Origin of the sequence: Thermobifida halotolerans (genome assembly GCF_003574835.2) — a bacterium.
GTDB lineage: Bacteria > Actinomycetota > Actinomycetes > Streptosporangiales > Streptosporangiaceae > Thermobifida > Thermobifida halotolerans.
Window position 1 is genome coordinate 416,957 of record NZ_CP063196.1, and the last position, 24,288, is coordinate 441,244.

Consider the following 24,288-nt stretch of genomic DNA (forward strand, 5'->3'; position numbering starts at 1 on the left):
GCGCGTAACGCCGCGGAATACCGGGGAACTCGGAAAACGGCTGCTCCCCCGTGGGAGGAACAGTCCGGGTGGACCCTGTTTGTGCATGTCAGAAGCCTGTGTCAGAAAGGTGGCGAAAAGTCACGATCGCGGGTGGTTTGGGGTAATTCGCGAATGATAAAAACCGGTTCACCAAAAGACTGCTGAACCGGTTGTGTGAACTGGGACACCAAGGCTATTGTGGCGTCGGCGCCTCAGGAGGGAAAAGGCAGTCGGGGCCGCGTAAACCCACTCTTGTACACCTCTGCCCATCGGCAGTTCTTTCATGAGGAAGGCCATGAGAAAACGTCTCACGGTCGCCGCGGCGACGATTCTCGCGCTGCTCGCGTCCGTCTTCGTGTTCGCGCAACCGGCGAACGCGGCCACCGGCTTCTACGTCGACAACGGTCGGCTCTACGAGGCGGGCGGCCAGGAGTTCGTCATCCGCGGCGTCAGCCACCCCCACGCCTGGTACGCGCAGGAGACCGACTCCTTCGCGGGCATCAAGTCCCACGGCGCCAACACCGTGCGCGTGGTGCTGAGCAACGGCGTCCGGTGGACCAAGAACGACGCCGCCGACGTCGCCAACGTCATCTCCCTGTGCAAGCAGAACCGGCTCATCTGCATGCTGGAGGTGCACGACACCACCGGCTACGGCGAGCAGAGCGGCGCCTCCACCCTCGACCAGGCCGTCGACTACTGGATCGAGATCCAAAGCGCCCTGGAGGGCCAGGAGGACTACGTCCTCATCAACATCGGCAACGAGCCCTACGGCAACGACTCCGCCACCGTCGCCGACTGGGCCTCCGACACCTCCGCCGCCATCCAGCGGATGCGCGACGCCGGGTTCGACCACACCCTCGTGGTGGACGCCCCCAACTGGGGCCAGGACTGGTCGCACACCATGCGCGACAACGCCGGCAGCGTCTACACCAGCGACCCGACCGGCAACACGGTCTTCTCCATCCACATGTACGGCGTCTACGAGCAGGGCTCCACGGTCACCAGCTACCTGGAGCACTTCGTCAACGCCGGTCTGCCGATCATGATCGGCGAGTTCGGCCACGACCACTCCGACGGCAACCCCGACGAGGACACCATCATGGCCGAGGCCGAGCGGCTGGGCCTGGGCTACATCGGCTGGTCGTGGAGCGGCAACGGCGGCGGCGTCGAGTACCTGGACATGGTGAACAACTTCGACGCCGACAGCCTGACCTCGTGGGGCCAGCGGATCTTCTACGGTGCCAACGGCATCTCCAGCACCGCCGAGGAGGCCACCGTCTACGGCGGCGAGCCGCCGACCGACCCCACCGACCCGCCCACCGACCCCACGGACCCGCCGACCGACCCGCCCGCCGAGGGCGACTGCTCGGCCGACTACACCACGGTCGGAAGCTGGGGCGGCGGCTTCCAGGGCGAGGTCACGGTCACCGCGGGCGACTCGGCCATCTCCAACTGGACGGTGAGCTGGACCTTCCCCGGTGGCCAGAGCGTCAGCCACGGCTGGAACGCCAGCTTCGGCGGCGGCTCCCCGGTCACGGCGAGCAACGCTCCCTACAACGGACAGCTCGGCGCCGGACAGTCCACCACGTTCGGCTTCATCGGCTCGGGCAGTGCCCCCGGATCGCTGACGCTGACCTGCACCACCGACTGACCTTCCGGTAGTCCCGGAGGGACGGAACACGGAAGCGGAGCGGCCCGCGAGTCTTTCTCGCGGGCCGCTCTGCGTGTGGTCCGGGGCCCGTCTCAGGGGGTCAGTCCCCGCGGAGCTGGTCGCGGGCCCACACGCCGGACGACTTCAGCGACGAGCCGTTCCACGGGCCCCCGGCCGAGCAGGTGCCCGGCTGGAAGACCGCTCCGGAGCGGTGGTCGTCGGAGTAGTTCCACTTCGTCCAGCCGATCTGCTCCTGCTCCATCAGGTCCAGGTAGCGCTCGGCCATCGCGTAGTCGTTGGTCCCGTCGCCGGTGTAGGACTCGGTGCCGAACTCGGTGACGAAGACCGGGAACATCTGGGCGGCGTCGCGCAGCGCGTTCAGGTAGTTGTCGCGGTGCGAGGCCGCGTAGAAGTGGAAGGTGTACATGACGTTGTCGGCGTCGACCGGGTCGGCGGCGATCTCGGCGGGACCGGAGCCCTCGGAGACGCCGAGCGAGGACCAGCCGGGGGTGCCGACGATGACCACCGAGTCGGGGTCGTGGCTCCGGATCACCGGAATGATCTCCTCGGCGTAGCTCCTGATCGAGCTCCAGCTCACCCCGTTGGGCTCGTTGGCGATCTCGTAGAGCACGTTGGTCTTGTCGGCGTGGCGCCGGGCGATCTCGGTGAAGAAGGTCCTGGCGCGGTCAGCGTTGTAGTGGGGGTCGCCCGGGGTGAGGATGTGCCAGTCCACGATCACGTACATGCCGCGCGCCGTGGCCATGTCGATCAACTGGTGCATCCGGTCGGTGAAGCCGCGCGGATCGGTCTCGTAGCCCTCCTCCTGGACGTACATCGACAGCCGGACGATGTCGGCCTGCCAGTCGTGGGCCAGGGCGTCCAGCGAGCTGTCGGTCAGGCAGTGGTCGAACCACTGGATGCCGTGGGTGCTCATGCCGCGCAGCTGCACCGGGTTGCCGTTCTCGTCGCACAGCTTGGTGCCGCAGACCTGGACCCTGCCGTACCTCTCGACCGGGGTGCCGGGTTCGGGCTCCGGGTCGGGATCGGGGCTCGGGTCGGGGTCGGGGTCGCCTCCCGTGCAGGGCGCGCCGTTGACCGTGCAGCCCGTGGGATCGCCGGTACCGCTGGCGGTGAACCCGAAGGAGACGGAGCCGCCCGGGGCGATGCTGCTGTTCCAGGAGACGCCGGTGAAGGTGTGGGAGCCGCCGCTGCCGGTGTGCTCGGTGTTCCACGCGTGGCCGACCGTCGTCCCGGCGGGCAGGGTGAGAACGACCTGCCAGTCCGAGACGGTGCTCGACGTGTCGTTGTGGACCGTGACGGACGCGGTGTAGCCGCTGCCCCAGGAGGAGTCCTTGGTGAAGGTGGCCGTGACCCCGGCGGCACGCGCGACGCCGGGTGAGAGCACCGCGAGGACGAGGGCGAGTACGGCGGTCAGCGCGACCGCCGTCGGGGAGGCCGCCCGGAGCCGGGCGGTGGGGGATCTGGTCATGGTTCCTCACATCGGTAGGAGACGGGGGAGCGTTCTGGGAACGCTCCCAACAGAAGGGGCCGCATTCGGGGTGAGGATCGGGTGACAGCGGGCAATGCGGTGAAACCGGAACGTAACGACTCGGTAGCGTCAAGTCAAGGGTGCTGGTGCTCCGGACGCGCCGGAAGGAGGTCACCGGTCCCCGAGCAGTGCCCGGAAGCGGGGGAGCGGCGGGGTGTTCCGGGGAGGGACCGGCGGCCCATCCCCTCGGCGGAGATCCCCTCACCGCTTCCCGTCCGCCCCGAGGCCGAGACCGACCCCCTCGGGCCGAGGACATCCCGGAACTTCCCCCGGTTCACCGGTGTTGGGCCTAGAGTGGGAGCGCGAGGGGAGGACGGTGACGATGCGCGACACCTGGACCGCCGTCGACTTCGAGACCGCCAACCGCGACCGGGGCAGCGTCTGCGCGGTCGGACTGGTGCGGGTCGAGGACGGCCGGATCGTCGACCGCTACACCACTCTGGTCCGGCCCCCCGAACCGGTCGACCACTTCGCCCCCTTCAACATCGACTTCCACGGGATCACCCCCGAGCAGGTCGCCGACGCCCCGGAGTGGCCGAGGGTGCACCGCACCATCCTGGAGTTCGCCGACGGAGGCCCCTTCGTCGCCCACAACGCCGTCTTCGACATGGGCGTCATCCAGGCCGCCTGCGCCCACACCGGCCTGGCCGAGCAGCCTCTCGACTACGTGTGCTCCCTGCACACCGCGCGGCGGACCTGGCCCGCGCTGCGCGACCACCGACTGCCCACGGTGTGCCGCCAGATCGGGCACGAACTGAGGCGGCACCACGCCGCCGACGCCGACGCCGAGGCCGCCGCGCACATCATGCTCGCCGCGTTCCGGGCGCACGGGGTGGCCACGCTGCCCGAGCTGTGCCTGCGGCTGCGCCGCCCGCCGCGACGCGCCACGGCGCCGACCGAGCCGCAGCCGCCCCGAACCGCTCCGCTGTGGTCCGCCGACTCCAGGTTCGACCGGTGGCGGCGGGAGGCCGACGAGCCGCTGCCCGAACCGGACCCCGGCGCCGACCCCGACGGCCCGCTGTTCGGCCGGGTCGTCTGCGTCAGCGGAGACCTGGTCGGCATGTCCAAGACCGAGGTGTGGCGGCGCGTCGCCGCGGTGGGCGGAGTCCCGGCCAAGAACGTCACCCGCAGGACCGACGTCCTCGTCACGGGAGCCAACGGGGGAGCCAAGACCGCCAAACACCGCCGGGCCGAGTCCTACAACGCCAGCGGATCGCGCATCGACATCATCGACGAGGCCGAACTGCTGGCCCGGCTGGCCGCCGGGGGCCAGCGGCTGCGCGGACGGCCCTGACGGGCCCGCTCACAGGTCGGAGGGGCGGCAGCGGAAGACCTGCAGGCGGCGGCCGTAGTACTTGTCGGTCTCACCGACCCACTCCATGCCGATCCGGCGCGCCGTGGCGATGGCGCGCTCGTTGTCCGGCCGCGCCACCGCAAACAGCTCCTCCAGGCCCTGGCTGAACGCCCAGCGGATCAGCGCCTGACTCGCCTCCGTGGCATAGCCGCTGCCCCAGGTGTCGGGGCGCAGTTGCCAGTTGAGTTCGAAGTCCTCCTCGAACGGCGGGAGCAGCCGCAGCGACAGGCCGCCGATGACCTCGCCGTCCTCCCTGCGCACCACCGCCCACCGCCCCGCCGGGGGGACCAGGTTGGGCTGCGCCTCCACCCACGCCTCCAGCACCGAACGCATCGCGGAGACGTCGTCGACCGCTCCCGTGCTGAGCCAGTGCGCCACCTCGGGGGAGCCGTAGATCGCGTAGGCGGCCTCGGTGTCGTCGAGGCTCCAGTCCCGGATGAGGAGACGCTCGGTGCTCAGGGGTGGTGTCATGGAACACATGGTAAGTGCCGGTATACCCGATTGGTCTATCCCTGTCGCCGAGGGTTTTCCCAGTTTTGGGGCCGCGGTTGACCGCGGTCGCGCCCGGGATCCGGCCAGCGCTCGCGCAGGAGGGCGTCCACCTGCGCGGCCAGCGGCGGCGCGGCTCGTGTGTTGTCCAGTTCCGCGTGGGGAGCCGCGGGCGGCTCGGAGGGGCGGACGCGGGCGACGAAGGCGGTGAACTCCGCGAGCTTGCCCGCGTCGCGGGCCCGGCCGCGCCCGGTCAGGCGCTCGCGCAGGGTCTCGGCGTCGCTGCGCACCCAGACCAGGCGGACCGGGTCGCCGCCCAGTTCGGCGACCCAGGAGCGCCACCGGGACAGGTCGCGGATCTGCTGGGTGAAGGGGGCGTCCAGCAGCACCGGGCAGCCCGCGGAGCGGATCTGCCGCGCCGCCGCGGTCATCCCCCCGTACTCGTGCCTCTTGACGTGCTCGTCGTACCAGGGGCCCTCGCGCTCCCCGTGGGGGCGGTGGTGCGCGCGCAGCAGGGCCGCGACGAAACCGCTGTAGAGGGTGTCCTTGTCCAGCAGCGCCGGAACGGGGCGCAGCCGTCGCAGCAGCAGTCCGGCGACCGTGGACTTCCCGGCGCCGGGAGCGCCCGAGACGATCCACACGGGCGCCGGCGGCGGAGCGGGGGGAGGCGGTGCTTCGGTCACCGTCCCAGTCTGTCGGGGCGGATCGGGCCGTGCCACCCCGCACCGCGCATGCGGTGCGGGGTTCTGGGCATGTGACCACCACACGGGACCGCCGCTGAAGAGGAGGCACACCATGCGCGCCACACGGTGGGCGGAACGGCGCCGACACCCCATGGACCGGCCGGGGACCTCTGAAGCGTCCTGGCGGGGATGGCCCGCGCTGCGGGAGTTTCCCGCGGTCCATCTGGCCGGGATCACCAGTGCGGTCGCAGTCGCCCCGCACCCCGGGGACGAGATCCTGGCCGTGGGCGGGGCGATCTCCATGCTGGCCGCGTCGGGGGCGCGGCTGCGCGTCGTCTCCGTCAGCGACGAGGGCGAGTTCGGTCCCGGGACGCGCGGAGCGTCCTGGGAGCGGTTGGCCGAGGTGCGTCACGCGCTGCGGGTGCTCGGCGCCGACGACGCCGAGGTCATCCCGCTGGGACTGTCCAGCGGACTGATCCGCGACGGCGCGGCGGGCCTGGAGCAGACACTCGCCAGGCTGTGCGCCGGGTTCGATCTGTGCCTGGGCCCCTGGGAGGGCGACCGGCACCCCGACCACGAGGCGGTCGCCGACGCGGCGCGGGCGGCGTCGGCGACGCTGGGGGTTCCGATGCTGGGCTGCCCGGTCTGGATGTGGCACTGGGCGCGTCCGGAGGACACGCGGGTGCCGTGGGAGCGGGTGAACCGCATCGTCCTGCCGGAGGAGACCCGCAGGCGCAAGGTCGACGCGATCGCCTGCCTCAACGTCTGGAACGGTGCGAACCACGTCACGGCCGACGGGACGACGCTCTCCACGGAGAAGGTGGCGCACTTCATCAGGGACGCCGAACTGGTCTTCCGCTAGGCGGACGGAAGGGGCGCCTCCCCGGGGGTCAGGAGCGCGCGACGCCGAGCAGGTGGTGGAGGACCAGGTCCTCGTAGACGTCGCTGAGCTGCTCCAGGGGCAGCTTCGAGTCGGGCTCGTACCAGTTCAGGCTGGATTCCAGGGTGCGCAGCACGGTGGTCGCCGACACCGGTTCGCGGGAGTCGTCGGACGGGTGGAACAGTCCGAGGGCGCACCCCTGCTCGATGAGGCGGTGCACCCGGTCGTGGTAGGCGCGCAGCAGTTGGGACAGTTCGCGGTAGCGCCGCGGGGAGATCGCCCGCAGTGTGGGCAGCAGCACCCGGCGCAGTTCCAGTTCGGTGCGGCAGCGGCAGTTGAACTCGATGTGGCGGCGGATGAGCGCGCGCATCTGCTCCACCGGGGACAGTTCGGTGTCGGTGGCCGTCGTCTCGCGTTCCACCAGGGTTTTGGTGCGGTCGAGGACGAGTTGGTGGATCAGGTCGAGTTTGCTGGGGAAAACACGGCGGAAATCGGCCGGGTCCACGCCGGCCGCGGAGGCGATCGTGTACATGCTGACACTGTTGGGACCGTGTTCGGAGAAGAGGCGCCCGGCGGTGTCGAGTGCGTGCTTGGTGAATGAGACGTCCTGGGGCGAAAGGTCAGCGGTCATTATTGTCTCTGGAGCCTCGGAGCGCGGAGCTGTGCGCCCTATGAGACGTTCTGAGTGGTTGGAGGTGGGAAGTCCGATATTTGGGAGTTTTTCGGCTTCGGTTACGAACCGTTTTCGAGGATAGCGCCGTCCGGGGCGGTGACCACAAATTCCCGGAGGGGAGAACGGAGGGCTGCCGTCTGCTGCGGCATTCCCTCCGTACTACTAAATCCCTTGGAAGAGGTGGGAAATCCGGGGAACGCGGCTCTTCGGTCCACGGGCCGGACGATGGGCGCGACGGCGCCGGATTCCGGTCTCCGGGGGTGTCGCTCGCGTCCGCGGCGGTGCGGCGGCCCGGCGCGCGGGAGGCCCCGAGCGGGGGAGCGGCGCTGTCAGGAGGCCGGGGAGCTGCTAAGAAAGAGATGCGCGTCCTCACCGCAGGCGCCCCCCGCACCGAGCAGACCCGATCGCGAAGGCCAGAAGATGATCCCCGACCAGCGTCGCGAACACATCCTCAAGCTGCTGCAGGAACGCCACGTTCTCAGCATCAGCGAACTCACGTCGATGCTGTCCGTCTCCCATATGACGGTGCGCAGGGACATCCAGGCGCTGGAGAACGAGGGAAAGGTCCTCTCCGTCACCGGAGGCGTCCGCCTGGCGGCGCGCCTCAAGAGCGAACCGTCCTACCTGGCCAAGGCGCAACTGGAGGTGCCGGCCAAGCGTGCCGTCGCCCGGGCCGCGGCCGAACTCGTCAGGGAGAACTTCACGATCTACCTGGACGCGGGGACGACCACGCTCCAGATGGTCCCGCTCCTCACCGACAAGGCGGGGCTGACCGTGGTGACCAACGACTTCAACGTGGTCGGCCACCTCATGGAGTACCCCAACATCGAGCTCATCCACACCGGCGGCGTGGTCTCGCACGCCGACCACTCCTCGGTGGGGCAGTTCACCGCCGAGTTCCTCCGCAGGGTCAACGTGGACATCGCGTTCGTCGCCAGCAGTTCCTGGGACGTCGACCGCGGTTCCACCACTCCCTCGGAGGCCAAGGTCGTGGCCAAGCAGGAGCTGCTGCGGGTCGCCTCCAAGAGCGTGCTGACGGTGGACAGCACCAAGTACGGCAAGTTCGGCACCTTCACGGTCGCCCGGCTGGAGGAGTTCGACCTCATCGTCACCGACGACCGGCTGCCCGCGAACGCCGTACAGCAGCTCCGGGAGCGCGACATCCGCGTCGAACTGGTTCCGCTGGACTGAGCCGGGCCCGTTTCCGGATCAGTCCTCGCGGGCGGGCGGACAGTACAGTTCGAGCTGGATGCCGTCGGGGTCCTCGAACATCACCAGCGACCCGTGGGCGCGGTGCACGATCGGGGAGTGCTCCACGTCGAAGTCGTCCAGGCGCCTCTCCCACTCCTCCAGCTCCCCCAGGGAGGAGACGGCGAAGGCGAGGTGGTCCACACCGGCATGCCTGTGGTCGAAGCGCGCGTTGAAGTGGTCCCTGTGCTGGGTGAGGTACAGCAGCAGGCCGGTGGGGTGGCGGCAGAGCGTGCGCAGCCAGCGGGAGTCGTCCGTGGTCTCGTACTCGCGGAAACCCAGGACGTCACGGTAGAAGTCGACGCTGTCGTCTCGGTCGCGCACGGACAGGGTGATGTGCGCGATCCCTGTCAGAGTGGGCACGGGCACCTCTCTTCTTCGGTGCGGGGTCCGAAGCCTGAGCGGGGAGAACAAGGTAGGCACAAGCGCCCAGCTTACGCCGCTGTTTTCCGGTTGGAAACACGGCTCGGACATTGGTGGGAAATGTTCGCCTCCCGTGGCTCCGGAACGTTTCCGAACACCACGGAACGGTGTCGGGGCCCCGCTCCCGGGGGCCGGACCCCCTCGCCCCGAGGCGCCCGGAGCGCTCCCCGGGAGGGGGGAGTGGAGCCGGTCGCGGCCGGGCGAGACGCGCTGGAAACATTCCGTTGGTGGCTACGGACGAGGCGCCGGTTGGTAATCTCACCCCTGGTGAACCGGTTCATCAAACACGGGGAGAGGGTATGAGGCGCCCAACGATCGTTGACATCGCCAAGGCCGCCGGGGTCTCCAAGGGAGCGGTCTCCTACGCGCTCAACGGTCGTCCCGGGGTCTCGGATGCCACGCGCCGCCGGATCCTGGACATCGCCGAGCAGTTGGGCTGGGCGCCCAGCAGCGCGGCGAGGGCGCTGTCGGACGGTCGGGCCGGGGCGATCGGCATGGTCGTGGACCGGCCCGCCAAGACGCTGGCCGCCGAGCCGTTCTTCATGCGGCTGATCGGGGGAATCCAGTTCGAACTCGACGGAAGCCCGGTCTCCCTCATGCTGCGCTCGGCGGACGACAGGGACGTGGAGATGGCCACCTACCAGCGCTGGCACGCCGAACGCCGGGTCGACGGCGTCCTCCTGGTGGACCTGCGCCGTGACGATCCCCGTCTGTCCTTTGTGAAGGGACTGGGACTGCCCGCGGTGGTGATCGGTGGCCCCGAGCATACCCAGGGTCTGCCGTGCGCGTGGACCGACGACTCCAACGCCATGGGAGAGGTGGTGCGCTACCTGGCGTCGCTGGGGCACCGGCGGATCGCCCGGGTGGCCGGACCGGCGGAGTTCGTGCACACCGAGGTGCGCTCGCACGCCTTCGCCAGGGTGGCCGAGGAGGTCGGCCTGGTCCACGCCGAGGTGATCCACGCCGACTACTTCGACTCGCAGGCCGCGGAGATCACCCGGGCGCTGCTGTCCGGTCCGAACCCGCCCAGCGCGCTCGTGTTCGACAACGATCTGATGGCGGTGGCGGCGCTGGGCGTGGCCCAGGAGATGGGGGTCGCGGTCCCCGACCGGTTGTCCATCGTCGCCTGGGACGACTCGATGATCTGCCAGGCCATCCGCCCGGCTCTGACCGCTGTCGGCCGCGAGGTGACCCAGCACGGCAGGATCGCCGCCTCCCTGTTGCTGGAGGTCATCGAGGGCGGCGTGCCCCGTTCCAAGCAGACGCCGCGCAGCCGGTTGATTCCGCGGGCGAGCACCGGTCCCGCCGCGTTCTGACCGCCGGTCCGGGACTGAAGTAGGATCTGCGTACTCCACGGGACTCCGCGGCTGGTAGGGCGGCTGAACTGCTGATTGGCGCGTCCACGCTTGCGTGAACCGGTTTAGTTTTCATAACACGTCTTGACGCTGAACCGGTTTATTGATGTTCTTTCGTTCACTCCCGACTGTGTTCTACGTCATGTCGGGAGGGGAGAGATGAGACACGGCCGCGTCAAGCGGCGCATGCGTGCCCAGGTGAGCGGCCACGGGGGTGCCGACGCCTGGAAGCGCTCCCAGTCGGCTGTCGCCGGGTGACACGTCCCCGGTGACAGATGGAGGAGAGAAGTGACGATGCGAAACCGCTACAGGTTTCTGATTCCCCTCGCGCTGGTCAGCCTGATGGCCACGTCCTGCGCGAGCGACACGGAAGGTGACGGTGGCGCGGCAGGGGACTACCCCCGTGCGGAGACCCTCTACACCGGCGGCACCCAGTGGGGCCCGCCGAGCACCTGGAACCCTCTCGACACCGGCAACTACGCCACGGGAACGGTGGGTCTGGTCTACGAGACCCTGTTCCTGTTCGAGCCGCAGTCGGGCGAGTACATCCCCTGGCTGGCCGAGAGCGGTGAGTGGGTCGACGACTCGACCTACGAACTGAAGCTCCGCCAGGGCGTCCAGTGGAGCGACGGCGAGGACTTCACCGCCGACGACGTGGTGTTCACCGTCGAGCTCGGCCAGATCGAGGGCTCCACCTACGGCAACCTGTGGGAGTGGCTGGAAAGCGCCGAGGCCGTCGACGACCACACGGTCCGGTTCACCTTCTCCCAGGCCAACTACGCGCAGTGGGCGAACTGGCTGTACTTCAACGCCATCGTGCCCGAGCACATCTGGTCCGAGCGCTCCGACGAGGAGATCCTCACCGGCGCCAACGAGGAGCCCGTCGGCACCGGCCCCTACGCCTACGAGGCACACGACCAGGACCGCCAGGTCTGGAAGAAGCGGGACGAATGGTGGGCCACCGAGGCCCTGGGCCACGAGGTCGCCCCCACCTACATCGTCGACGTGGTCAACACCAGCAACGAGGCCGCGCTCGGCCAGGTGCTGCAGGGCAACATCGACATGAACAACAACTTCCTGCCGGGCGTCGCCCAGTTGGTCCAGGGCGGCTACGGGGTGGAGACCTACTACCCCGAAGAGCCCTACATGCTCGCGGCCAACACCGCCTGGCTGGTGCCCAACACCACCAAGGAGCCGATGGACGACCCCGAGTTCCGCAAGGCGCTCTCGGCCTCCATCGACATGGACGAGATCGTCACCAACGTCTACGGCGGCCTGGTCACCGAGGCCAACCCCACCGGCCTGCTGCCCGCGTGGGAGGAGTACATCGACACCGAGGTCGTCGAGGAGTACGCCACCCCGCGTGACCCCGACGTGGCCAAGGACATCCTCGAAGAGGCCGGCTACGAGGACACCAACAACGACGGCTTCGTCGAGACCCCCGACGGCGACCCGATCGACCTGACCCTCATCGTCCCCAGCGGCTGGACCGACTGGATGGAGTCGGCCCGGGTCATCAGCGAGAGCGCCGAGGCCGTCGGCATCAAGGTGACCGCCGAGTTCCCCGAGTTCAACGACCTGGTCGACCAGCGCAACAGCGGCGAGTTCGACCTGGTGATCAACAACGAGCGCCAGATCAGCAACACGCCCTGGACCTACTACGACTACATCTTCCGTCTGCCGGTCCAGGAGCAGCAGACCACGGTCAACTTCGGCCGCTACGAGAACGAGGACGCCTGGGAGCTGGTCGGCGAGCTCGACGGTGTCCCGGTGGAGGACGTCGAGGCGGTCCGCGAGGTCGCCGGTGAGCTCCAGCAGATCCACCTCGAGGAGATGCCCGTCATCCCGCTCTGGTACAACGGCCTGTGGTCGCAGACCAGCAACACGGTGTGGACCAACTGGCCCTCCAGCGAGACCGACAACAACTACCTGCCCTCCACCTGGCGCGGCTACTTCCAGCTGGGCAGCATCCTGATGCTGACCGAGCTGGAGCCCGCTCCGGAGGAAGAGTAGGCAGCGAGTTTTTCCGAGACGTGGTCCCGGTGAACCGCCCCCGTCCCTCCGTCCGCACTCCCAGCGGACGGAGGGGCGGGGGCCCCTCGCGACCACCGAGCCCAGGAGGGCCCGTTGCGTAAATACTTCGGCCGCAAGATCTTCGTCTATGTATTGACCTTCTTCGCCGCCGTCACCATCAACTGGATGATCCCGCGACTCATGCCCGGCGACCCCATCCAGAGCCGCCTCGCCCGCGCCTCGCTGACCGACGCGGGGGCCGCCGAGGCGCTGTACGAGTACTTCAACAACATGTTCGGCCTCGACCAGCCGCTCTGGCAGCAGTACCTCAACTTCTGGGTGTCGCTGCTCCAGGGCGACCTGGGGATCAGCATCTGGAACTTTCCCACGCCGGTCACCGAACTGATTATGGGAGCGGTCCCATACAGTCTGGGGCTGCTGCTGCCGTCCATCCTGCTCAGCTGGTTCGTCGGAAACTGGTTCGGCGCCTACGCCGCGCGCAGCAAGTGGCTGGACAACACGATCCTGCCGCTGGGCTACGTGCTGACCGCCACCCCCTACATGTGGCTCGCGCTGCTGCTGGCCTGGAGCCTCGGCATCGTCGCCGACCTCTTCCCCGCCTCGGGGTCCTACGGGCTCTCCCTGCAGCCCGCGTTCACGTGGACGTTCATCTCCAGCCTGCTGGAGCACTGGTTCCTGCCGTTCCTCTCGCTGTTCCTGGTCGCCCTGGGCGGTTGGGCGATCGGCATGCGCAACATGATCATCTACGAACTGGAGTCCGAGTACTCCAACTACCTGCAGGCCCTGGGCGCGCCGCGCCGCCTGATCCGCAGGTACGCCTTCCGCAACGCCATGCTCCCCCAGATCACCGGCCTGGCCGTGCAGTTGGGAACGGTCGTGGCGGGCGCGCTGCTCACCGAGATCGTCTTCTCCTACCAGGGACTGGGCTACCTGATCCTCCAGGCGATCCAGAACCAGGACTTCTTCCTGCTCCAGGGAGCCTTCCTGTTCATCGTCATCGGCGTGCTGATCGCCAACTTCATCATCGACGTCGTCTACGTCATGGTCGACCCACGGGTCCGAGTCCAGATGCAGGGAGGAGCCAAATGACCGCCGCGCACTCGCTGCCCGACCCGACCACGGAGCCCGAGGAGCCGGCGGCCGCCGCTCCGGAGGCGCCCCGGCGCGAGGCCCTGTACTTCGCGCTGCGCAACCCCAAGCTGCTGATCGGCCTGGGGATCGTGCTCCTGCTGCTGCTGGCGGGCCTCGTCGTCCCGCCGTTTCTGGAGCACGGGCCCAACGAGCGGTACGCGCCGCCGCTGCTGCCCCCCTCCGGGGACCACCTGTTCGGCACCACGCAGTTCGGCCAGGACCTGTTCACCCAGTTCGTCCACGGCATCCGCGCGACCTTCGTGGTCGGCCTCCTCGGCGGCGGGATCGCGGCGGTCGTCGGCATGACGATCGGCTTCGTCGCCGGCTACAAGGGCGGCTGGATCGACGAGGTGCTCAACATGCTGACCAACGTCGTCCTGGTGCTGCCCACCCTGGCGGTGCTGTTCATCATCGCCGCCTACGTGGACTCCTACAGCGTGGTGACGCAGTCCTTCTTCATCGGCATGACCTCCTGGCCGTGGGCCGCGCGCGCGGTCCGCTCCCAGGCGCTGTCGCTCAGCTCCCGCGACTTCGTCGACCTGGCCCGGCTCAGCGGGGTGCGCCCCTGGAAGATCATCGTCCGCGACATCGCGCCGAACATGAGCTCCTACCTGTTCATGACGTTCATCCTGCTCTTCGGCGGCGCCGTGCTGGCCGCCGCGGGCCTGGACTTCGTGGGACTGGGGCCGAGCGACGGCATGTCGCTGGGCCTGATCATGCACCAGGCGGTCAAGTGGGGCGCCCTCCAGCTCGGCGTGTGGTGGTGGTTCGTGCCTCCGGGGCTGGGCATCACCGCGATCGTCGGAGCGATGTACGTCATGAACGTGGGTCTGGACGAGGTCTTCAACCCCAAGCTGAGGGAGATGTGAGCAGGTGACCCTCGAAGTCTCGGACCTGCGGGTCTACTACCGGACACTGCGCGGGGACGTCCGCGCGCTCGACGGTCCCACCTTCACCCTGGCCGACGGCGAGATCATGGGCCTGGCGGGGGAGTCGGGCAGCGGCAAGTCCACGCTCAGCAAGAGCCTGATCCGACTGGACGGGCGGATGCGCTACGTCGGCGGCGACGTCGTCCTGGACGGCGACACGGTGCCGGTGTGGGACGACAGGGCGATGAACGAGTTCCGCTACAAGCGGATCTCCCTCATCCCGCAGTACGCGATGAGCGCGATGAACCCCACCCGCAAGATCGGCAGGATGATCGCCGAACTGCTGGAGTCGCGGGGGGTCCGCTTCCGCGGGATCCAGGACGAGCTGCACCGCCGTCTGGAGCTGGTCGGGCTGGAGACGGACGTGCTCAACCGCTACCCGCTCGAACTGTCGGGCGGTATGAAGCAGCGCGTCGTCATGGTGATGTCGACGCTGCTGGACCCGTCGCTGCTGATCGCCGACGAGGTGACCTCGGCGCTGGACGTGTCCACCCAGCGGGCGGTCGCCGAGACCCTGGTGGAGTTCCGCGACCGCGAGTTCGTCAAGAGCATGATCGTGGTCACCCACGACATCTCGCTGGTCTACCAGATCGCCGACACCATCATGGTGATGTACGCCGGACGTCTGGCGGAGAAGGCGTCGGCCAAGACGATCATCGAGATGCCCAGGCATCCCTACACCAAGATGCTGCTGGACTCGCTGCCGGAAGTGGGCGTCAAGTACGAGGACAAGCGGCTGAGCGGCATCCCGGGCAGCCCGCCCGGTCTGCTCAGCCCGCCGCAGGGGTGCCGGTTCCGGGACCGCTGCCCGCTGGCCGACGAGCAGTGCCTGGAGCAGCCGCCGTTCGTGGAAGTGGAACGCGACCACCACGTCGCCTGTTGGAAGGCCGAGTGAGCAGATGTTGAAATTCGACCGGGTCTCCAAGGTCTACAAGGTGGGCGCCTTCGGCGGCGGGGAGCTCACGGCCGTGCGCGACGCCAGCTTCGAGGTGCGCCCCGGCGAGGTGGTGTCCCTCATCGGCGAGAGCGGCAGCGGCAAGAGCACCCTGGGCAAGATGGTGCTGCGGATCGCCTCGGTGACCAGGGGGGCGATCACCTGCGACGACATCAACGTCTCCGGCCTGCGCGGCCACCAGCAGCGCAAGGCCTACTACCGCAAGGTCCAGGGCGTCTTCCAGGACCCCTTCAGCAGCTACAACCCCGTCTTCAAGGCCGACCGGGTCTTCGCGATGATCCGGTCGGAGTACTACTCGGGCGTCTCCGACGCCGAGTGGAGGAAGAAGGTGGACTCGGCGCTGGAGGTGGTGCGGCTCGACCCGGGCCAGGTCCTGAACAAGTATCCGCACCAGCTCAGCGGTGGACAGTTGCAGCGCATGCTGCTCGCCCGGGCCCTGCTGCTGGACATCGACTACCTGGTGGCGGACGAGGTGATCAGCATGCTGGACGCCTCCACCCGGATCGACGTGCTCAACCTGCTGGCCGATCTCAAGGCGCGGGGCATGGGCATCCTGTTCATCACCCACGACCTGGCGCTGGGCAACTACATCAGCGACCAGACGGTGATCCTCTACAAGGGGTCGATCGTGGAGCGCGGCGTCACCGAGAAGGTGTTCGCCGATCCGCGGCACCCCTACACCAAGAAGCTGTTCGCCTCGGTGCCGCAGTTCCACAAGAAGTGGGACGAGGTCGAGGCGGAGCTGCGTGAGCGCGAGGCGGCCGACACCGCCTCCCAGCCCTACCACCTGGGAGAGGGCGAGGAGGTTCCCGGCGAACTGGTGGAGGTCGTGGAGGGGCATTTCGTGCAGCCCTTCCACCCCCGGGTCGCGGTCTGAACTCCGCTGTGAAACAGTCGGTCGGCGGTTGATCGGGTCATCCGCCGACCGGCGTTTCGGCGTGTCCGGGGTGGGGCGGGCGGAGGCAAGACTTTCCCGAGTAAGAACTGAACCGATTCATTTTCGGCCTCAACCTCTTGACCCTGAACCGGTTTAGTAGTCTCATTGAATTCCGGCGGCGCGACGAGGGCCGCCGAGAGAGCCGGGTGCGGCCCGGCACCGGGTTTACGCCCCCTCCCTCCTCCAGGCGCCTGGGCCGCACCCCCCCAAGTGGACACACTCGCTCACGTGTGGAGACGCCATGGCAGTGCGCATCGAACTGCGCGAGAACTGGACCCTGCGAGCCGAGGACCCCGACGAGGTCCCCGTGGCCATCGGCTCCTCGGGGATACCGGCGACCGTGCCGGGGTGCGTGCACACCGACCTCATGGCGGCGGATCTCATTCCCGACCCCTACAAGGGCCGCAACGAGACCGAACTCGGCTGGATCGGCCGCACCCGGTGGAGCTACACCACCGCCTTCGACGCCGCCGACCTGGCCGCGGCGGAGCGGGTGGACCTCGAATGCGAGGGGCTGGACACCGTGTCCTCGGTGTTCCTCAACGGGGACCCGGTCGGCCAGAGCCGCAACATGCACCGCTCCTACCGGTTCGACCTGCGTCCGGCACTGCGCCCGGACGGCAACGAACTGCGCGTCGAGTTCGCCTCCCCCTACGGCTACGCCGAGGCGCTGCGCGAGGAACTCGGCGACCGGCCCAACGCCTACCCCGAGCCGTTCCAGTTCATCCGCAAGATGGCCTGCAACTTCGGCTGGGACTGGGGCCCCACCCTGGTCACCTCGGGCATCTGGCGGCCGATCCGGGTGCACGCCTGGAACACCGCCCGCCTGGCCCAGGTGGTGCCGCAGGTCACCGTGGCCACCGCGCACGACGGCAGCGCGGAGGGCCGGGTCCTGGTCCGCGTCGAGGTCGAGCGCACCGAGGCCGGTGAGGACGCCGAACTGACCCTGCGCGCCGAGATCGCCGGCCAGGTCGGCGCGGTCGTGCTGCCGCCCGGCGTGTGCCGCACCGAAGTCGAGGTGACCGTCGCCGACCCCCGGCTGTGGTGGCCGCGCGGCTACGGCGACCAGCCGCTGTACGACCTGCGGGTCACGCTCGGCTCCGACGGCGCCGAACTGGACTCCTGGCAGCGCCGGGTCGGCTTCCGCACCGTCGAACTGGACACCGGCGTGGACGAGGGCGGACGCCGCTTCACCATCGTCGTCAACGGCGTCCCCGTGCTGGTCAAGGGAGCCAACTGGATTCCCGACGACTGCTTCGTCACCCGGGTGGGACGCGACCGCTACGCCGAGCGCATCGACCAGGCGATCGCGGCGAACATGAACCTGCTGCGGATCTGGGGCGGCGGCCGCTACGAGAGCGAGGAGTTCTACGAGCTCTGCGACGAGCGCGGGGTCCTCGTCTGGCAGGACTTCCTCTTCGCCTGCGCGGCCTACCCCGAGGAGTCGCCGCTGGCCGAGGAGGTCGAGGCCGAGGCGCGCGAGGCGGTGGTCCGGCTCGCCCCCTATCCCAGCCTGGTGCTGTGGAACGGCAACAACGAGAACATCTGGGGCTTTTGGGACTGGGACTGGCAGGAGCCGCTGGCCGGCCGCAGCTGGGGCGAGGGCTACTACCTGGACCTGCTGCCGCGCATCGTCGCCGAGATCGACCCCACCCGCCCCTACTGGCCGGGCAGCCCCTACTCCGGCTCGCCGGACGTCCACCCCAACGACCCCCGGCACGCCAACGTGCACATCTGGGACGTGTGGAACGAGGTGGACTACACCGTCTACCGCGACTACCGGCCCCGCTTCGTCTCCGAGTTCGGTTTCCAGGCCCCGCCCGCCTACGCCACGCTGCGCGCGGCCCTGCCCGGGGAGGAGCTGCGGCCGGACTCCCCCGGCATGCTGCACCACCAGAAGGCCATCGACGGCAACGGCAAGCTCGCCCGCGGCCTCGCACCGCACTTCGGCGACGCCGCCGACTTCGACGACTGGCACTACCTGACCCAGGTCAACCAGGCCAGGGCGATCACCCTGGGCATCGAGCACTTCCGCGCCCAGTGGCCCGACTGCACCGGAAGCATCGTCTGGCAGCTCAACGACTGCTGGCCGGTCACCTCGTGGGCGGCGGTGGACGGCGACGGCCGCCGCAAGCCCCTGTGGTACGCGCTCCGCGCGGTCTACGCCGACCGGCTGGCCACCGTGCAGCCCGACGGGGACGGCCTGGTCCTGGTGTTGGCCAACGACACCGGCCGGGAGTGGTCGGCCACCGCGCGCCTGGCCCGGCGCGCCCTCGACGGCACGGTGCTGGCCTCGACCGAGACGCCCTTCACCGTGCCCGCCCGCGGCGCGGTCAGGGTGCCGCTGCCCGAGGACGTGGCACGCGCCGGCGACGCCGCCGAGGAGCTGGTCACCGCCGACACCGGGGCGCGCAGGGCGTACTGGTTCTTCGCGGAGGACCGCGACATCGCCTACCCCAAGCCCGAGTACGACGTCCGCGTCACGCCCAGCGGCGACGACCTGCGCGTGACCGTGACGGCGCAGAGCCTGCTGCGTGATCTCACGCTGTTCGCCGACCGCCTCGACCCGGGGGCCGAGGCGGACGACATGCTGGTCACCCTGCTCCCCGGGGAGTCGCACACCTTCACGGTGCGCGGAGGAGCCCACCTCGACCCACAACTCGTGGTGGAACCGCCCGTGCTGCGCACCGTCAACGATGCGCTGCGCTCCGCCGAGCAGGACGGCGTTCCGGCCTGACCAGCGGCAGGCCGGTCTCGGAGGGGTGAGATAGCGGGCTTTCCGAGACCGGGTACACGGCGGCACGTGGTGGGACAAGCGCCACGTGCCGCCGCCGTCTTGCCAGGAACCTCCTTCCCCGCCCACCAGTTGCCGAGAAGGCAACTTGTTGCCATATTGGGAAGATCTGACGTGGGGCGGAGGGGAGAACCGGTGGACGGCAACGGCTCTGTGGACACGCGGGAGGCACGGGCGGCGCTGGCCGACGCCGCGGCCGTCGGCGACCGGATGCGCGCCCACACCCGCGGATACGGCGTCTTCGCGCTGGTCCTGTCCGCGCTGTTTCCCACGGTGCTGCTGGCCGTCGCCTTCGTTCCGCTGGATCCGCGGCTCCTCGGCGTGGGCAGCGCGATCGCCGGAGCCCTCGCGGGGACCGGCAGCGCCGTCACCGCCGCACGACTCACCGCGGTCCCCCGCGGCTTCACCCCGCGCTACCTCACGGCCTTCCTGACCTCCTCCGGCCTGTACACGGCGGTGCTGGTCCTCGGAATAGTCGCCTTCCGCGACAGCGCGGCCTGGTGGATCGGCGGCGCCGCGCTCACCGCCGCCCCCCTGGTCGTGCTGGGAGGGACGATCCTGCGCGGCACCCGCCGCACGGCGGCGCCGGATCAGGACGCCGTCCGCACCATGTGGGCGTAGACCACGGTGTTCGCCGAGTAGCGGCCGCTGGCGCGGTCGAACTCCCCGCCGCAGGTGATCAGGCGCAGTTCCGGGCGGTCCACGGGACCGTAGACCCGCTCGGTGGGGAAGTCCTCCTTGGCCACGCGCTCGACCCGTTCCACCACGAACACCGGCTGCGAACCGTCGGCGCGGCGGACGCGGACGGTGTCGCCGCGGCGCAGTTCCGCCAGGTCGGCGAAGACCGACGGTCCGGTCCGGGTGTCCAGGTGCCCGGTGATCACGGCGGGTCCCACCTCCCCCGGCGACACGCCCAGCGAGTACCAGCCCGCCAGGTTGTCCTCGTCCAGCGGCGGATCCTCCAGCGTGCCGTCGGGGTTCAGCCCCAACTCGACCAGGGGCGCGCTCACCCCGATCGCCTCGATCGTCAGGTGCACCGGGACCGAGCGCGCCAGCGCCTCGTCCCGGTCGACACCGCCGACTCCGCCGTCGGTCAGGGCGAACGCCACTCCCAGGGCCAGCGCCACCAGGGCGCCGGTACCGGTGCTTCTGCTGCGTCTTCTAGTCGACATGGCGCACCACACATCGATAGGAGAGCAGGCCGGCGCCGGAGACCAGCAGCAGGCCGACCGCCAGCGCCGCCAGGGGCACGGCCGGGTCGGCCGGGCGGTGCAGGCCCCCGCCCCCGGTCTGCGGCGCGCCGCTCGGGGTGGGGGTCGGCGGCGGCACGGCGAGGCCCGACGAGGACGCCGGGGCGTCCTCCCGGTCGTTTCCGCCGTCCTTCCCGACCACGGTGACGCTGGAGTACAGCACCCGACTGGAGTCGGAGGCCCCGCACTCCCCCCTGATCTGGTAGTCGCCGGGCTCCAGGCCCTCCTTGAGGACGATCCGCTCCTCGGAGTCGGCTCCGTCCAGCGTGACACGGAGGACGGTGGAGAACGCGGGGGAGGTGTACTCCACCCACCGCGCCCCGCCGGAGCAGGACACCTGCACGATGATCGGGGAGCCCGGCTCCGCCTCCGGCGGAAACACCGTGATGGCGCTGTCGGCCGTCGCGGTTCCGGCTCCCGCGACCAGCACCGCGGCCACGACCGCGATCCCGAACGCTGTCCGCACCCTCATGCCGTTCTCCCTCACTCTGCGTGTCACTGATGCCACACAGGAAACATCGCAGAGACTCGGGGCGCGGTGACGTGCAAGAACGGCCGGTTGTGCTGTCTTTGCCCCGACAATGCCCGATTTTCGCCGGGTGCGGCATCTGACTTTCGGCGGTGTTCTGGTGGGGACACGCCGGACTAGCGTCTGCTCCATGAGGTTCTCGGCTGCGGCGCTGCGCCGCCTGCTCCGCGCGGTGGTGCGCCCGGTCCCCGACCGCTCCGCCCGGAGCGTGAAGATCACCGACGCACTGCTGATCATGGTGCTGGCGCCACTGATCGTCCTGGGAACGTCCTCCCTGTGGACGGCCGGCCCCCGCCCCCCGTGGCTCGCCGCCGAACTGGCGGCGATGCTGGCCGTCGTGGTCGGTGTCGTGCTGCTGGCCCGCCCCTGGCCGCTGGCCGCGCTCGTCGGCGCGTTCCTCACCCTGCTGTGGCAGGACTCCTTCTCGCTGCTGCTGATGGCCGTCGCCTACCTGGCGGGCCGCCGGATGGACGACCCGCGTCCGGCGCTGGCGCTGTTCGGCGTGGTCGCGGCGGTGGGCACGGCACGGATCGCGCTGACCACGTCGGCCGCCCCGGAGCACTGGATCAGCGGGGCGGTGACCCTCGCCTTCGGCACCGCGCTTCCGTGGGTGGTGGGCATGTACCGGCGGCAGCGCGTGGAGTTGGCCATGGCCGGATGGGAGCTGGCCGAACGTCTGGAGCGGGAGCAGCGCATCATCGCCGAGCAGGCGCGGCTGCGGGAGAGGTCCCGCATCGCCCAGGACATGCACGACTCCCTCGGACACGAGCTGAGCCTGATCGCGCTGCGCGCGGGCGCGCTGGAGGTCGCCTCGGGCGTGGACGGGGCGGTCCGCTGCTCCGCGCGCGAACTCCGCGAGAACGCCGCGGCGGCCACCGAACGGCTCCGCGAGATCGTCGGGGTGCTGCGGGAGGACACCGAGTCGGTCGCCCTGGAGCCCGCCGATGAGGACGCGGCGGCGCTGGTCGACCGTGCCCGCGCCTCGGGACTGGAGGTGAGGCTGATCCGCCGGGGCGACCCCGCGCGGCTGTCGCCCATGGCGGACCGCGCCGTGCACCGGATCGTCCAGGAGGCGTTGACCAACGCCGCCAAGTACGCGCCCGAGGCGCCGGTCACCGTGCTGCTGGAGCACACCCCGGAGTTCACGTTCGTGCTGGTGGCCAACCCCGAACCACGCGGCGGCCCCGCCCCGGGGGTCGGCGGCGGGCGGCGCGGGCTGATCGGGCTGCACGAGCGCGTCCGACTGGTCGGCGGGGTGCTGCGGGCGGGGACCGGACACGCGGGCGGCTGGCGGGTCGAGGCGTGGCTGCCCGCGGGGCCGAGGAGGGTGCTCGGAACGGAGCGGCACTCCCCGGCCGGGCGGGAGGGGGAGGAGCCCAGCCGCACCCGGCGCGACTACCATCGGGCCCGGATCCGCACCCGCCGGGGACTGCTCGTGCTCGTCGCGCTGTCCGTGACGGGAACGGCTCTGTTCGTGCTGCTTGTCATGGCGGTCGCCTGATGCGGTCGGCGACCCACCCGGGGGGCCGACCTCGGCCAGGCCGCCCCGGTGGAGGGGAGTCCCGGTGATCCGTGTGCTGTTGGCCGACGACGAGACGATGATCCGTGCGGGGGTGCGCGCCATCCTGGGCACGGACCCGCAGATCGAGGTGGTCGCCGAGGCCGCCGACGGGCACGAGGCCGTCGCGTTGACCCGGTCGCACCGGCCCGACGTGGCACTGCTGGACATCCGCATGCCCCGCATGGACGGCCTGGCCGCGGTCGCCGAGATCCACCGGGTCGTCCCGCGGACGGCGGTGGCCGTCCTCACCACCTTCGGCGAGGACGCCTACATCGCGCGGGCCCTGCGCGACGGCGCGGCCGGGTTCCTGCTCAAGTCGGGCGACCCCCACGAGCTGATCGCGGGGGTGCGCGCGCTCGCCGAAGGCGCCGCGTTCCTGTCCCCGCGGGTCGCCCAGCGGGTCATCACCGAGCTCAGCGGCGACCGGATGACGCGCACCACCGAGGCGCGCCGCCGCATCGAGCCCCTCACCGACCGGGAGCGCGAGGTCCTGTCGCTGGTCGGCGCGGGGCTGTCCAACGCCGAGATCGCCCGCCGCCTCCACCTCACCGAGGGCACCGTCAAGAGCTACGTCAGCACCATCCTGACCCGCCTGGGCGCCCGCAACCGGGTCCAGGCCGCGATCGTGGCCCACGAGGCGGGCCTGGTGACCGGAGAGCGGGCGTGACCGCGTGCGGGCGACCGGGGGGAGGATTCCTGACCGTGATCTTGTACCCAGGGGCACATTCGACGCGCGAGTGTGCCCCTGGGGTCACTGTGGAGGGGACTACAGCAGGTCGTTTTTGAGGTTCGAGGGGAAGGCGGCCCACTCGGCGGGGGAGAAACCGAGGTGCCCGAGGTCGCGGTGCCGGGTGTCCCGCACCAGGACAGCACGGGGAGTCTCGGCGACCTCGACGCAGTTGGACTCACCAACCGAATAGGACGACTTTCGCCACCCCCTGGTTCTGATCACTTCAGTCCTCCTTTGGGGTTCTCCAGCAGTCGCCGTGACCCCTCGGCAGGAAGCGCGACCCCGAGGAGGTCCGCGAAGAGACTCGTGTGGACGGACAGGGCGTCAGGGTCTTCGACGGGGCCACCTGTCACACGGGTCTCCAACCAATGGCAAGCAGGTGATCTATCTGGGCCGCCATGACCTGTCTGCCGCCAGTGGGACGGTGGAACACGCCTTCGTCGATGACTGCCACGTACCGGGGAGGCAGATCGGAGGTGAAGACAGCCTGCCGATCGATGCGGGTTGTGGCCAGCCCGTTCGGTTCCTCTTCGGTCATGGCCTTGTTGCTGACCGTGGACTGGGACAGCGGGACCATCGCGGCGAGCTGTGTTCGTGAAAGCCCGGCTTGGGTGCGCTTTCGTCAGACTTCGGCGCCGGACTTACGTGCAGCGCTACTGCGGTCTACCGGCATAAATCAATTTCTACCAGTTCCTATTAAGTCCGACCGGCTTTGATGGAAAATCAGCGCAGGAGGTGGTGATAGATGGCGCTACCAAGAGGGATAGTGTCACGGTCTCCATTAAGGGCATACCAACTTTGGTGGCTTCAGGAGTCAATAGGTCAGGTTGTCGGTGTGCCCTCAAACAAGCGGCCCTGACCGGTATAGCCGCACCGGATCAGGACCTGGCCCCCCTACCTGACTGAGGTGTGGGTGTTCGGTTCTGCGGTGGGTGCGGGGCCGTTGTCGAGGGTGCGGGTGGGTGGGGCCGTGTCCGGTCACTGGCAGCCGGTGGTGTCCCGTTTCTGGGGGTTCTGTGGAATGCCTCGGCCTCACCGGGAGTGGCGGCGGAGCGTATCCACCGCGAACCCGACACTCAAACCTCGATGGGATAGGCAGGTCAAGGACTTGA

General features: G+C 69.6%; 23 protein-coding genes. 14 read left to right on the forward strand and 9 right to left on the reverse strand.

Going from position 1 to position 24,288, the window contains the following annotated elements; genetic code table 11:
* The first annotated feature begins 316 nt into the window (after positions 1-316).
* Positions 317-1,672, forward strand: coding sequence for a cellulase family glycosylhydrolase (locus tag NI17_RS01830; RefSeq protein WP_119267895.1), 1,356 nt, complete (start codon positions 317-319; stop codon positions 1,670-1,672).
* A gap of 100 nt (positions 1,673-1,772) precedes the next feature.
* Here the strand turns inward: NI17_RS01830 and NI17_RS01835 are convergent, their stop codons facing one another.
* Entirely contained in the window at positions 1,773-3,161 is a 1,389-nt protein-coding gene (locus tag NI17_RS01835) for a cellulase family glycosylhydrolase (protein ID WP_068692524.1), read from the reverse strand.
* Positions 3,162-3,543: 382 nt separating this feature from the next.
* On the opposite strand from NI17_RS01835, the gene NI17_RS01840 reads away from it, so the two are divergent.
* On the forward strand, positions 3,544-4,515 hold the full coding sequence (locus NI17_RS01840; RefSeq protein WP_068692525.1) for an exonuclease domain-containing protein: 972 nt from the start codon (positions 3,544-3,546) through the stop codon (positions 4,513-4,515).
* Between the two features lie 9 nt (positions 4,516-4,524).
* On the opposite strand, the gene NI17_RS01845 is transcribed toward NI17_RS01840, so the two are convergent.
* Both NI17_RS01845 and NI17_RS01850 read right to left on the reverse strand, forming a co-directional pair.
* The gene (locus NI17_RS01845) at positions 4,525-5,046 is read right to left on the reverse strand and encodes a GNAT family N-acetyltransferase (RefSeq protein ID WP_119267896.1); all 522 of its coding nucleotides are present in this window, start codon (positions 5,044-5,046) and stop codon (positions 4,525-4,527) included.
* A 35-nt stretch (positions 5,047-5,081) separates the two neighbouring features.
* Positions 5,082-5,747 carry a P-loop nucleotide/nucleoside kinase family protein gene (locus NI17_RS01850; RefSeq protein ID WP_234402013.1) on the reverse strand — a complete coding sequence of 222 codons (666 nt, stop codon included), beginning with the start codon at positions 5,745-5,747 and terminating at the stop codon, positions 5,082-5,084.
* Between the two features lie 112 nt (positions 5,748-5,859).
* Here NI17_RS01850 and NI17_RS01855 point away from each other — a divergent pair, with 112 nt between their 5' ends.
* A complete protein-coding gene (locus NI17_RS01855) occupies positions 5,860-6,609 on the forward strand; it encodes a PIG-L deacetylase family protein (RefSeq protein ID WP_068692527.1) in 750 nt (249 codons plus the stop codon).
* A 28-nt stretch (positions 6,610-6,637) separates the two neighbouring features.
* Here the strand turns inward: NI17_RS01855 and NI17_RS01860 are convergent, their stop codons facing one another.
* Positions 6,638-7,258, reverse strand: coding sequence for a TetR/AcrR family transcriptional regulator (locus tag NI17_RS01860; RefSeq protein ID WP_068692528.1), 621 nt, complete (start codon positions 7,256-7,258; stop codon positions 6,638-6,640).
* Positions 7,259-7,720: 462 nt separating this feature from the next.
* Here NI17_RS01860 and NI17_RS01865 point away from each other — a divergent pair, with 462 nt between their 5' ends.
* Positions 7,721-8,491: a DeoR/GlpR family DNA-binding transcription regulator gene (locus tag NI17_RS01865; protein WP_068692529.1), complete on the forward strand. Its 771-nt coding sequence runs from the start codon at positions 7,721-7,723 to the stop codon at positions 8,489-8,491.
* A gap of 18 nt (positions 8,492-8,509) precedes the next feature.
* Here NI17_RS01865 and NI17_RS01870 read toward each other — a convergent pair whose 3' ends face one another.
* Positions 8,510-8,911, reverse strand: coding sequence for a VOC family protein (locus NI17_RS01870; RefSeq protein WP_068692621.1), 402 nt, complete (start codon positions 8,909-8,911; stop codon positions 8,510-8,512).
* Between the two features lie 359 nt (positions 8,912-9,270).
* Here NI17_RS01870 and NI17_RS01875 point away from each other — a divergent pair, with 359 nt between their 5' ends.
* The 8 genes from NI17_RS01875 (at position 9,271) to NI17_RS01910 (ending at position 19,727) form a co-directional block, all read left to right on the forward strand.
* Complete coding sequence (locus NI17_RS01875; protein ID WP_068692530.1) at positions 9,271-10,287, forward strand: LacI family DNA-binding transcriptional regulator; 1,017 nt, start codon at positions 9,271-9,273, stop codon at positions 10,285-10,287.
* Between the two features lie 333 nt (positions 10,288-10,620).
* On the forward strand, positions 10,621-12,339 hold the full coding sequence (locus NI17_RS01880) for an ABC transporter substrate-binding protein (protein ID WP_068692531.1): 1,719 nt from the start codon (positions 10,621-10,623) through the stop codon (positions 12,337-12,339).
* Between the two features lie 114 nt (positions 12,340-12,453).
* On the forward strand, positions 12,454-13,449 hold the full coding sequence (locus tag NI17_RS01885; protein ID WP_068692532.1) for an ABC transporter permease: 996 nt from the start codon (positions 12,454-12,456) through the stop codon (positions 13,447-13,449).
* On the forward strand, positions 13,446-14,360 hold the full coding sequence (locus NI17_RS01890; protein ID WP_068692533.1) for an ABC transporter permease: 915 nt from the start codon (positions 13,446-13,448) through the stop codon (positions 14,358-14,360). The genes NI17_RS01885 and NI17_RS01890 overlap by 4 nt, the downstream gene beginning before the upstream one ends.
* A 4-nt stretch (positions 14,361-14,364) precedes the next feature.
* The gene (locus NI17_RS01895) at positions 14,365-15,315 is read left to right on the forward strand and encodes an ABC transporter ATP-binding protein (RefSeq protein WP_068692534.1); all 951 of its coding nucleotides are present in this window, start codon (positions 14,365-14,367) and stop codon (positions 15,313-15,315) included.
* A gap of 4 nt (positions 15,316-15,319) precedes the next feature.
* Complete coding sequence (locus tag NI17_RS01900; RefSeq protein WP_068692535.1) at positions 15,320-16,252, forward strand: ATP-binding cassette domain-containing protein; 933 nt, start codon at positions 15,320-15,322, stop codon at positions 16,250-16,252.
* A 301-nt stretch (positions 16,253-16,553) separates the two neighbouring features.
* Positions 16,554-19,049 (forward strand): glycoside hydrolase family 2 protein, encoded by a 2,496-nt coding sequence (locus NI17_RS01905; protein WP_068692536.1) that lies wholly within the window; start codon positions 16,554-16,556, stop codon positions 19,047-19,049.
* A 192-nt stretch (positions 19,050-19,241) separates the two neighbouring features.
* On the forward strand, positions 19,242-19,727 hold the full coding sequence (locus tag NI17_RS01910) for a hypothetical protein (RefSeq protein WP_068692537.1): 486 nt from the start codon (positions 19,242-19,244) through the stop codon (positions 19,725-19,727).
* Here the strand turns inward: NI17_RS01910 and NI17_RS01915 are convergent.
* Together NI17_RS01915 and NI17_RS01920 are read right to left on the reverse strand one after the other, a co-directional pair.
* Positions 19,697-20,278: a class F sortase gene (locus NI17_RS01915; protein ID WP_068692538.1), complete on the reverse strand. Its 582-nt coding sequence runs from the start codon at positions 20,276-20,278 to the stop codon at positions 19,697-19,699. The genes NI17_RS01910 and NI17_RS01915 overlap by 31 nt on opposite strands.
* On the reverse strand, positions 20,268-20,828 hold the full coding sequence (locus NI17_RS01920; RefSeq protein WP_068692539.1) for a hypothetical protein: 561 nt from the start codon (positions 20,826-20,828) through the stop codon (positions 20,268-20,270). The genes NI17_RS01915 and NI17_RS01920 overlap by 11 nt, the downstream gene beginning before the upstream one ends.
* 187 nt (positions 20,829-21,015) lie before the next feature.
* Between NI17_RS01920 and NI17_RS01925 the strand changes: the two genes are divergently transcribed.
* Both NI17_RS01925 and NI17_RS01930 read left to right on the forward strand, forming a co-directional pair.
* Positions 21,016-22,386: a sensor histidine kinase gene (locus tag NI17_RS01925; RefSeq protein ID WP_068692540.1), complete on the forward strand. Its 1,371-nt coding sequence runs from the start codon at positions 21,016-21,018 to the stop codon at positions 22,384-22,386.
* A gap of 64 nt (positions 22,387-22,450) precedes the next feature.
* Positions 22,451-23,113 carry a response regulator gene (locus NI17_RS01930; protein ID WP_068692541.1) on the forward strand — a complete coding sequence of 221 codons (663 nt, stop codon included), beginning with the start codon at positions 22,451-22,453 and terminating at the stop codon, positions 23,111-23,113.
* Between the two features lie 99 nt (positions 23,114-23,212).
* Here the strand turns inward: NI17_RS01930 and NI17_RS01935 are convergent, their stop codons facing one another.
* The gene (locus NI17_RS01935) at positions 23,213-23,398 is read right to left on the reverse strand and encodes a DUF397 domain-containing protein (RefSeq protein ID WP_068692542.1); all 186 of its coding nucleotides are present in this window, start codon (positions 23,396-23,398) and stop codon (positions 23,213-23,215) included.
* Between the two features lie 127 nt (positions 23,399-23,525).
* The gene (locus NI17_RS01940) at positions 23,526-23,714 is read right to left on the reverse strand and encodes a Scr1 family TA system antitoxin-like transcriptional regulator (protein WP_147416863.1); all 189 of its coding nucleotides are present in this window, start codon (positions 23,712-23,714) and stop codon (positions 23,526-23,528) included.
* Positions 23,715-24,288 lie beyond the last annotated feature (574 nt).

Coding starts and splice junctions, on each gene's coding strand:
- NI17_RS01835 (WP_068692524.1), bottom strand. CDS start 3,161: ATGACCAGATCCCCCACCGCCCGGCTCCGGGCGGCCTCCCCGACGGCG.
- NI17_RS01915 (WP_068692538.1), bottom strand. CDS start 20,278: ATGTCGACTAGAAGACGCAGCAGAAGCACCGGTACCGGCGCCCTGGTG.
- NI17_RS01890 (WP_068692533.1), top strand. CDS start 13,446: ATGACCGCCGCGCACTCGCTGCCCGACCCGACCACGGAGCCCGAGGAG.
- NI17_RS01940 (WP_147416863.1), bottom strand. CDS start 23,714: ATGACCGAAGAGGAACCGAACGGGCTGGCCACAACCCGCATCGATCGG.
- NI17_RS01865 (WP_068692529.1), top strand. CDS start 7,721: ATGATCCCCGACCAGCGTCGCGAACACATCCTCAAGCTGCTGCAGGAA.
- NI17_RS01920 (WP_068692539.1), bottom strand. CDS start 20,828: ATGAGGGTGCGGACAGCGTTCGGGATCGCGGTCGTGGCCGCGGTGCTG.
- NI17_RS01925 (WP_068692540.1), top strand. CDS start 21,016: ATGAGGTTCTCGGCTGCGGCGCTGCGCCGCCTGCTCCGCGCGGTGGTG.
- NI17_RS01900 (WP_068692535.1), top strand. CDS start 15,320: ATGTTGAAATTCGACCGGGTCTCCAAGGTCTACAAGGTGGGCGCCTTC.
- NI17_RS01845 (WP_119267896.1), bottom strand. CDS start 5,046: ATGACACCACCCCTGAGCACCGAGCGTCTCCTCATCCGGGACTGGAGC.
- NI17_RS01830 (WP_119267895.1), top strand. CDS start 317: ATGAGAAAACGTCTCACGGTCGCCGCGGCGACGATTCTCGCGCTGCTC.
- NI17_RS01880 (WP_068692531.1), top strand. CDS start 10,621: ATGCGAAACCGCTACAGGTTTCTGATTCCCCTCGCGCTGGTCAGCCTG.
- NI17_RS01860 (WP_068692528.1), bottom strand. CDS start 7,258: ATGACCGCTGACCTTTCGCCCCAGGACGTCTCATTCACCAAGCACGCA.
- NI17_RS01840 (WP_068692525.1), top strand. CDS start 3,544: ATGCGCGACACCTGGACCGCCGTCGACTTCGAGACCGCCAACCGCGAC.
- NI17_RS01855 (WP_068692527.1), top strand. CDS start 5,860: ATGCGCGCCACACGGTGGGCGGAACGGCGCCGACACCCCATGGACCGG.
- NI17_RS01875 (WP_068692530.1), top strand. CDS start 9,271: ATGAGGCGCCCAACGATCGTTGACATCGCCAAGGCCGCCGGGGTCTCC.
- NI17_RS01905 (WP_068692536.1), top strand. CDS start 16,554: ATGGCAGTGCGCATCGAACTGCGCGAGAACTGGACCCTGCGAGCCGAG.